Source organism: Actinomycetota bacterium, from assembly GCA_030776725.1.
Lineage (GTDB): Bacteria > Actinomycetota > Nitriliruptoria > Nitriliruptorales > JAHWKO01 > JAHWKW01.
Genome location: JALYHG010000200.1, coordinates 22,172 through 31,266, shown reverse-complemented (window position 1 = coordinate 31,266; position 9,095 = coordinate 22,172). Strand labels below are relative to the sequence as shown.

Sequence of the window (9,095 nt, the reverse complement as noted above, 5' to 3'; positions counted from 1 at the left end):
GTCACGGCCAGGGCCTCATCCAGCTTGCGATCGAACTCCTCACTGTCGTAGAAGGTCGAGTTCGCACCGACCGGGGGGACGAAGTCCGGGTCGAGGACCAGCTGCAGGTAGCTCTGCGGGTGCGGGTAGTCCATCTGCCAACCCAGCCGGAACGGCCCGGTGACCTCCCGCTTGTCGAGCTTCCCCAGGTACTCGGACCACACGGCCAGCTGCTGGAAATCGATCTCCTGGATGCCGAGGGTGTCGCGCCACATGTTCGTGACCGCTTCGACCCAGGGCTCGTGCCCCGCGCCGGCGTTCACCCACACCACCAGCGGCACGGGCAGGGCGTCCACGCCTCCGGCAGCCTCGAAGCGCCGCTTGGCCTCTTCCGGATGGTGCGCCCAGTTCTCGCAGACATCCTCCTGGTAGCCGGGGATCACTGGCGGCACCAGCGCGTTCGCCGCTTGGCGCGATCCGTCGAAGATCCTCTCGGTGATCGCCTCACGGTCGATCGCCATGGACAGGGCCGCGCGCAGGTCGGCGTTCTGCAGGAAGCCGACGTAGGAGGGGAAGCCGATGTAGTTGACCCCGGATCCGGGGGACTCCCCGACGCGGTCGGGGATCTGCTGCTGCACCTCGCGGACCCGCTCGGGGGGGAGCTCGTCGACGACGTCCAGGTTGCCCGCCAGGAGGTCGTTCACCGCGGTGTTGATGTCGTCGTAGATGCGGAACTCGATCTCCTCCAGCAGGGGCTGGTCCTCGCCGGCGTAGTCGTCGAACCGTTCCACTCGGATCGACCGGTTGTGCTGCCATGGCTCGGCCATCCGGAACGGGCCGTTGCCGACCGGGTTCTCACGGAACGCGTCCGGGTCGGCGTAGAACGACGTGGGCAGCGGGGCGTACGCCACGTAGCCCAGACGCGTCGGGAAGAACGTCTCAGGCTGGGTCAGCGACACCCGGAAGGTCAGGTCGTCCACCACCTCCAAGCCAGCCAGATCCTGGGCCGTCGGCGGTTGGTTGTCACAGTCGGGCACCTGCTGTTCTTCGCCGTCCTCGGACGTTGTGGGCACCGTGCCGCACTGCACGGCGTCGAACCCGTCGATGCTGGCGAAGAAGCCCGAGTTCTGCATGGCGTTGGGGCCGTAGGCACCGTAGTTCCACGCCCGGACGAACGACTCGGCGGTCACATCGGTCCCGTCGTGGAACGTCCATCCGTCCTGGATCGTGATGGTGTAGGTCCGCCCTCCGTCTTCCGTGTCGATGGACTCCGCCACCTGGTTGATCGGTTCCGACGTGCGGTTGTCGTACTCCACCAGCGTGGCGTAGAGCGCGTCGAGGACCGCGGTTCCTTCCGACTCGTTGCTGTTCAGCGTGCGGAGGTCTTCGGGCTCCTTGATGACCGTCGAGATGCTCCCCCCTGCCGCCCCGGGTGTCCCGCCTGGCGGTGGCTCGTTCTCCTGGCGGTCGCAGCCCGAAGCGGCGATCGTCAGCGCGGCCGCAGCCGCCACCACCCGGGTGAGGTTCGGCCCGGATCGTCCCAACGAGTTCCTCCTGAGCGAGCGTGTCGGCAGGAGGACACCATCCCGGCGCGCACCGGACCCGTCACCCGCCCGCGGTCCTCGAGTGGCCACCGCCTACCACACCGGTCGGACCGTAACACGGACAGGAGGAGGGCTGGCCTCCAGACCAGCGTGGTCAGCTGCGCGCGGTCAGGTGCCCGCGCCGCGTCCGGCTCAGCCGCGGGACGCCGCGTCCCGGAGTGCCGCGACCCCGGGGAGCTCAGCGCCTTCCAAGAGCTGCAGCGCCGCACCGCCTCCGGTGGAGACGTGGTCGACGCGTTCGTCCAAGCCGAGCTCGCGCACCGCTGCGGCGCTGTCGCCGCCACCGACCACGCTGTACCCGCCCGCGTCGGCCATCGCCTCGGCGACCGTCCGCGTCCCCGCGGCGAAGCGTTCCCACTCGAACACGCCCATCGGCCCGTTCCAGAACGCCGCGCCGGCGCCGGCGATCGCCTCGGCGTAGCTCTCAGCGGAACGCGGGCCGATGTCCAAGCCGAGCTGGTCGGCCGGGATGTCCTTGGCGTCGACCGTGGTCGCTTCAGCGTCCTCGGCGAACTCGGGGGCCACCACCACGTCAACGGGCAGGTGCACGTCCACGCCGCGGTCCCGGGCGTCGCCGACCAACTCCCGCACGGTGTCGACCTGATCGTCCTCGACCCGTGACGCGCCGGTCTCGATGCCCTCCGCGCGCAGGAAGGTGAAACACATCGCCCCGCCGACCGCGAGCGCATCGACCCGCTGCAGGAGGTTGCGCAGGACCCCGAGCTTGTCTGAGACCTTGGCGCCGCCGAGCAGGGCCACGTACGGGCGGGGCGGATCCTGCAGCAGCCGGCCGAGCATCTCCAGCTCGCGGACCAGCAACCGCCCGGCGTAGGCGGGCAGGACGTTCGCGACGCCGGCCACCGAGGCGTGCGCGCGGTGCGCCGCACCGAACGCATCGCTGACGTAGACGTCGCCGAACCACGACAGCGCCGTGACGAACCGCTCGTCGTTGGCCCTCTCACCGGGATCGAACCGCAGGTTCTCCAGGAGTGCGATCTCGCCCGGGGCCAGCGCCCCGGTTGCGTCGCGGGCCCGTTCCCCGACGACGTCCCCCGAGAAGTGCACCTCCTGCCCGAGGACCTCACCGAGCCGCTCCGCGACGGGCCGGAGCGAGAGAGCATCGTCGGGTTCGCCGCCGGGGCGGCCCAGGTGCGAGCAGAGCGTCACCTTCGCCCCGGCGTCGAGGAGATCGCGGAGCGTGGGGACCGCCGCGTGGATGCGCAGGTCATCGGCGACGGTGCTGTCTTCGAGCGGCACGTTCAGGTCGGCGCGGACCAGAACCCGCCGCCCGGAGGCGTCCAGGTCGTCGAGCGTGGCGATGCCGTCGAGAACGCCCACCTACAGCTTCTCGCCGACGAACTCGACCAGCTCGACCATACGGTTGCTGAACCCCCACTCGTTGTCGTACCAGCCGAACACCTTGATCAGGTTCCCGTTGGTCAACGTGCTGCGCCCATCGACGATGACCGAGTGCGGGTTGCCGACGATGTCGGCCGACACGATCGGCTCCTCGGTGTAGTCCACGATCCCGTTGAGGTCGTCGGCGGCAGCCTTCTGGTACGCCTCGTTGACCTCGTCGACCGTGACCTCACGCCCGGCGACGACCACCAGATCGGTGATCGACCCGACCGGGACTGGGACCCGCAGAGCCATGCCGTCCATGCGGCCCTTCAGTTCGGGCAGGGCCACCCCCGACGCCTTCGCCGCCCCGGTGGTGGTCGGGATGATCGACAGCGCCGCGGCGCGCATCCGGCGCGGATCCTTGTGCGGCATGTCCTGCAGGGACTGGTCGTTGGTGTAGGCGTGCACGGTCGTCATGAACCCGCGCTCGATCTCGAAGTTATCGTGCAGGACCTTGGCGAGCGGAACCACACAGTTGGTGGTGCAGGATGCGTTCGAGATGACGTGGTGGTTGTCGGGGTCGTAGCTGTCCTGGTTGGCGCCGAGAACGATCGTGATGTCCTCGTTCTTCGCCGGGGCGGAGATCACCACCTTCTTGGCGCCGTGTTCGAGGTGCTGCGACGCCTTCTCACGGTTGGTGAACAGCCCGGTGGACTCGACCACGACGTCGGCACCCAGGTCGTCCCACGGGATGTTCCCGGGGTCGCGTTCGGACAGGACCTGCATCTCGTCGCCGTCGACGCGGAGCCCGTCCTGGGTGACCTCGACCTCGCCGGGGAACCGCCCGAAGACGCTGTCGTGACGCAGCAGCAACGCCAGGGACTCGGAGTCGGTGAGGTCGTTGATCCCCACGAAGTCGAGATCGGATCCGCGTTCCTTCGCAGCCCGGAAGAACATCCGACCGATGCGGCCGAACCCGTTGATACCGACCCGGATCGCCATGACGAGCCTCCCTGAAGTTGTCGTTGGGGCGTCGTATCGAGGCTAGTCAGCCAGCTGAGGGCGGACCATGCCCGCCCGTCCGGCCCATCGAACCTGCTCCGCCGCTCAACGTCCGATCGGCAGGGGCCACGGGGCGCAGCGATGCGCGTGCGCGGCCGCCGATCAGGCTGCACGGATGGCAGCCGGGACCGTCGTTCACCCCAACGCGGCCCGCCCGGGACGCAGCACGCGGCCCAGCGCGACGGCGAGCTTGACCGGCTCGTGCCCGCCACGGGGATCGAGGACGTCAGCGACGACGACCTGAGAGGTGAACCGCGTGAGGGCGGCCTCGTCGACCGTCAGCGGGCGTCCGTCCGTCACGGGTCGGCCGCGGTGCGCGACGATCGCCGACAGCCGGATCCCCGCGGCGTGGTCGATCAGGGCGTCGACGTGAGCCGGCAGGTCGAGGCCTTCGGTCTCCCCGGGCTGCTCACGCAGGTTCGCCACCAGGACCACGGGGCAGGTCGCTGCCCGGACCGCTTCGGCGATCCCAGGGACGAGGAGGTTCGGGATGATGCTGGTGAAGAGCGACCCGGGGCCGAGCACCACCAGGTCCGCGCGGCGGATCGCCTCGACGGCGGCGGGCGTCGCCGGTGGCGCGGCCGGTTCCAACCACACCTGCCGGATGCGCTGCGACCTGGCCACCGCGACCTGCCCCGCGATCTCCTCGTCGCCTGCGCGCGCGGACAGCTGCACCGGGTGGGTGGTGCACGGAAGGACCCGGCCACGGGCGTCCAGGACCGCTGCGACGTAGTCCAGAGCGGCGACGATGTCGCCGCTGTTCAGGTCGGTGGTGGCGACGATCACCAGGTTGCCGAGGCTGTGCCCCCCGAGCTCCCCGGACGCGAAGCGGTACTGCATCAGCCGGACCAGGTCGCGGCGGGGGCTGAGCGCGGTCAGCGCCATCCGCAGGTCGCCGGGAGGGATGACCCCGAGCAGCTCCCGGAGCCGGCCGGACGACCCACCATCGTCCGCGGTGGTCACGACCGCGGTCACGTGGTCCACCACGTGGGTCAGCGCCTGCAGGCAGCGGCTCAGACCGTGGCCCCCGCCGATGGCCACCGCCCGGCTCCCGTCCCCCGGGCCGCGCCCCACCGCCCCGGCGCTGTACCCGTCCCCGTCGCGCCCCGCGGGCCCCGTCACTCGTGCTCCACGTCGCGGTGGTCGACGTGCACGGGCAGATCGGTGGTCTCACCCAGGTACCTCGCGACCTCCTCGGCGATCGCCACGGACCGGTGGCGCCCACCGGTGCAACCGATCGCGATGGTCAGGTACCGCTTCCCCTCGGCCACGTAGCCGGGGACGACCGTGTCGAGCAGGTCCCGGAACCGGTCGAGGAACGGCGCCGTGTCCGGCTGGTCGAGGACGTACCGCATCACCGGCTCGTCGCGTCCCGTGTAGGGCCGTAGGTCGTCTACCCAGTGCGGGTTGGGCAGGAACCGCACGTCCATGACCAGGTCGGCGTCGCGCGGTAGCCCGTGCTTGTACCCGAACGAGACCAGGTTCACGCGCATGGTCGCCTGTCCGGGTGAGCCGAAGGACTCGACCAGGCGGTCGCGGAGCGCGTGCACGTTGAGGTCGCTGGTGTCGACCACGAGGTCGGCCTCACCGCGGAGATCCTCGAGCACCGCACGTTCGCGTTGGATCCCCTCCACGACCCCCTCCGCCCCGCCGGACTCACCCAGGGGGTGACGACGACGCGACGCCTCGAACCGCCGCACCAGGGTGTCGTCGTCCGCCTCGAGGAACAGCACACGCACGTCGCGGTGCGCGGTCCGCAGAGCCTGGATCTCCTCCTGTAGCTCGCCGAAGAACTCCCGGCCGCGGACGTCAGCGACGACGGCCAGCCTATCCACGCTGCTCCGGGGCATGGCGGCCAGGCCGACGACCTGCCCGATCAGGGTGGGAGGCAGGTTGTCGATCACGTAGAAGCCGAGGTCCTCGAGGACCTTCGCCGCCTCGGTTCGTCCGGCGCCCGACATCCCGGTGATGACCACGAGCTCGGCAGCGCCGTCCACGTTCACAGCCGCGCCTCCGGCTCGTGATCAGACGGCAGGCCGCGCCGCAACGTCACGGTGAAGAACATCACCAGCAGGACACGCAGGTAGTGGTAGACGAGCTTGAGGTTGCGGGTCGAAGGACGGCCGGCGACCCGGTCGCGCATCGGAGTGGGAACCTCGTCGACGCGCAGACCAGCGTAGATGGCGAGCAGGATGGCTTCGACCGAATCCATGTACTCGGCAGGGTACGCGCGCGAGAACAGCTCGAGAGCGCGGGGGCCGAAAGCCCGGAACCCCGACGACGTATCCGTGAAGCGGCGTCCGACCGCGAGCTGGATGAAGATCCGGAGCAGCTCCATGGCCCCGCCACGGAAGAAGCCGACGTCGTAGTCGCGTTCGGTCGCCCGGAAGCGGCTGCCGATCACCATGTCAGCGCCGTCGTCGAGCGCCTCGTACAGCCGCTCGATCGCCTCCGCGTCGTGCTGGCCGTCCGCATCGAACTGGACGACCCGCGGGTAGCCGTGCCGGACGGCGTACTGGAAGCCCGTGCGCAGCGCCGCTCCGATACCGAGGTTGAACGGGAGGGTCGCGACCAGCACCCCGGCGTCGCGGGCCACCGCGCTGGTGGCGTCCGTGGAGCCGTCGTCGACGACCAGCACGTCCTCGGCGGTAACGGTGCGCCGCAGCTCGGACAGGACGCCCGGTAGCGCGGCCTCCTCGTTGTACGCCGGGATCACGACGAGAGTAGGGGGGCGCTGCTTCACTGCCGCCACCATACGTCGCCTCTCACAGCAGTCGACGGACCAGCTCCCAGTAGGCAGCGAGGATCCGGCCGAACACCACGCCGGGGCGGGACAGGTCCACGTTCCGAGGCGCGAAACCGCCCTCGAGGAGCCACGCCAGGTCGCGGTCCGCGACACGTCGCTCGTCGCGGAGCTGTGCGCGGCGCTGGCGGACGTGGTGCACGTGGCGCAGGATCCATCCCCATCCGCGGATCTTCGCCGACCACCATCCCTGTTCCACGCTGACCGCGAGCATCGCGGCTTCCACGGCCAGCAGCGCCGGGATGATCAGCGCGAGAGTCCGGGCCTCGAAGACGGTCAGGACGAACAGCAGCCGGTTGCGCTCGAGCAGCTCGTACTTGCGCGGGTTGCGGGCGAAGTCGTAATGGTGGATCACCACCGCGTCGGGGACGTAGACCACACGACGCCCGCGCCGCCAGCACCGCCAGCTCAGCTCCACGTCCTCGTGGTACGCGAAGTAGGCCGAGTCGAACCCACCGAGCTCCTCCCAGAGGCGACGCCGGATCGCGAACCCCGCCCCGCTGGCCCCGGCGACGTCACGTTCCTCGGGGTGGGCATCGGCCAGGTCGCCGAAGGCACCTGCCCAGCTCAACCCGACGTAGCTGATCGGATTGCCCGCCGAGTTGAGCCGGTCGGGGCGGTCGGCCAGCCGGATGTTCCCCGACGCGATCCCGACCCCGCGACGGCACGCGACCGCCGCGAGACGCGCGAGCGCATCCGGTTCGACCACGGCGTCGGAGTTGACGAACGCCAGCACCTGGCCTCGGGCTGGCGCCGCCCCGGCGTTGCAGCCACCGGCGAAACCCAGGTTCGTCCCCGGCCGGAGCAACATCACGCCCGGCCTGTGCGCCACCGCCTCCACCGCTTCACGGCTGGTACAGCCGTTGTCGACCACCACCACGTCGACGGTGACACCGCGCGACGCCAGCAGCGCCTCGACGCACACCTCGAGCCAGGGCTCGTCGCCGTAGGCCAGGACGATCGCGGTGACGGTGATCACGGCTCGGCCGGGAACGGGCCGGCGGACGGCTGTTCGGCGGGGAAGCGGTGACGTGCCGCCCGGACCGTGACGACCGTCAGCCACGCCATCGCTGCGAGCGCCAGCCCGGTGCCGGCCACGAACCCGATCTCCAGCCGCAACAGGAGCAACTCGGACGCCACCGCCGCGACGACCGTGAAGCCCGCCACGCCTGCGAGCCACGCAGCGACGACGCGGGCGTGCGCGTCCAGGGCGATCAGCGCCTGCGCGAGGGCGAGCGCCACCATGTACATGGCGGCGCCCAAGGCCAGCATCCCCAGGTCGGCCCGCGCCAGGTCGTAGGCGGGGCCGAACAGCAGCCGCAGCGCCCAGGGACCCACCGCGAAGGCGCCGGCCACGGCCAGCAACCCGATCCCCGCCACGGCAACCAGCAGACGCCACAAGCCGCTGCGGAACTCGTCGTGGAGCCCGGCACCGGCGAGGGTGGCGAGCTTCGGGAGGAGCGCGACCTGGATGGCAGCGAACAGGAACAGCGGGACCCGGGCGAGGATCACCCCAGAGATGAACCGTCCCGCCACCGCCTCCTCTCCCGGCGCGGCCAGGAGAACCGCCGCGATCTGGGGCCCGTTGACGAGGAGCTGTGCGAGGACCTGCGCGCTCAGCAGCCAACCCAGGGCAGCGGACAGCTCTCGCCACTGCGCCTCGGGACCGTCGCCCGTCAGCTGCCGCGGGGCGCGGGCTGCCACGGCGGCCGCGACCAGGGGCGGCAGACCCAGGGCCACGCCGTAGGGGCCGACGACCTGTACGCCCAGGACGGCCAACGCCAGCGCGAGTCCGAAGCGGACCGTGCCTTCGGTCGCCAGCACGACCCCGTACCGGCCGAACCGGTCCGCCCCTGACAGGGCGCCGCGCACCAGGTGCTCCCAGGCGTACCCGGCGATGCCCAGCCCCAGACCGACGAGCAGGAGCGGCTCGCCGGCGAAGAGGGCGTCGAGGAGCGGGGCGCGGGCGAGCACCGCTGCCGCCAGCACGATGGCGGCGGCGGTCGCTGCCACCATGCCGGCTCTGCGCACGACGGGTCGGCCGCCCACGCCCTGCGCACGACGGCTGGCGAGAGCCCGGGCGACCTCCTGCTCGATCGGGAGGAACACCCCGGGCCCACCGGTGAACACCACCGCCCATAGCGCAGACAGCGGTGCGAACACCGCTGGTCCCAACACCCGGCCGGAGATGACCAGGAACCCGTACGAGGTCAGGCCCAGGACCACCAGGCCCGCGCCGATCGCGACCGCGCCCTCGGGGAGCGGGTTACGGGCGCGGACGCGCTCGAGCAGGTCCTGCGCCACGC

The 9,095-nt window shown here is 70.9% G+C and carries 8 protein-coding genes; all 8 read right to left on the bottom strand.

Annotated elements, in window-relative coordinates; all coding sequences use genetic code 11:
* On the bottom strand, positions 1–1,523 hold a 1,523-nt coding region (locus M3N57_09685), incomplete at its 3' end, for an ABC transporter substrate-binding protein (GenBank protein MDP9022943.1).
* Positions 1,524–1,715: 192 nt separating this feature from the next.
* Positions 1,716–2,921 (bottom strand): phosphoglycerate kinase, encoded by a 1,206-nt coding sequence (locus tag M3N57_09680; GenBank protein MDP9022942.1) that lies wholly within the window; start codon positions 2,919–2,921, stop codon positions 1,716–1,718.
* A complete protein-coding gene (gene gap / locus M3N57_09675; protein ID MDP9022941.1) occupies positions 2,922–3,926 on the bottom strand; it encodes a type I glyceraldehyde-3-phosphate dehydrogenase in 1,005 nt (334 codons plus the stop codon).
* A 195-nt stretch (positions 3,927–4,121) separates the two neighbouring features.
* Complete coding sequence (yvcK, locus tag M3N57_09670; GenBank protein ID MDP9022940.1) at positions 4,122–5,108, bottom strand: uridine diphosphate-N-acetylglucosamine-binding protein YvcK; 987 nt, start codon at positions 5,106–5,108, stop codon at positions 4,122–4,124.
* Positions 5,105–5,989: an RNase adapter RapZ gene (gene rapZ, locus M3N57_09665; GenBank protein ID MDP9022939.1), complete on the bottom strand. Its 885-nt coding sequence runs from the start codon at positions 5,987–5,989 to the stop codon at positions 5,105–5,107. Before rapZ ends, yvcK begins: the two co-directional genes overlap by 4 nt.
* The gene (locus tag M3N57_09660) at positions 5,986–6,729 is read right to left on the bottom strand and encodes a glycosyltransferase family 2 protein (protein ID MDP9022938.1); all 744 of its coding nucleotides are present in this window, start codon (positions 6,727–6,729) and stop codon (positions 5,986–5,988) included. The genes rapZ and M3N57_09660 overlap by 4 nt, the downstream gene beginning before the upstream one ends.
* Before the next feature lie 22 nt (positions 6,730–6,751).
* Entirely contained in the window at positions 6,752–7,768 is a 1,017-nt protein-coding gene (locus M3N57_09655; protein ID MDP9022937.1) for a glycosyltransferase family 2 protein, read from the bottom strand.
* Positions 7,765–9,093, bottom strand: coding sequence for a hypothetical protein (locus M3N57_09650; protein ID MDP9022936.1), 1,329 nt, complete (start codon positions 9,091–9,093; stop codon positions 7,765–7,767). Before M3N57_09650 ends, M3N57_09655 begins: the two co-directional genes overlap by 4 nt.
* Positions 9,094–9,095 lie beyond the last annotated feature (2 nt).

Coding starts and splice junctions, on each gene's coding strand:
- gap (MDP9022941.1), bottom strand. CDS start 3,926: ATGGCGATCCGGGTCGGTATCAACGGGTTCGGCCGCATCGGTCGGATG.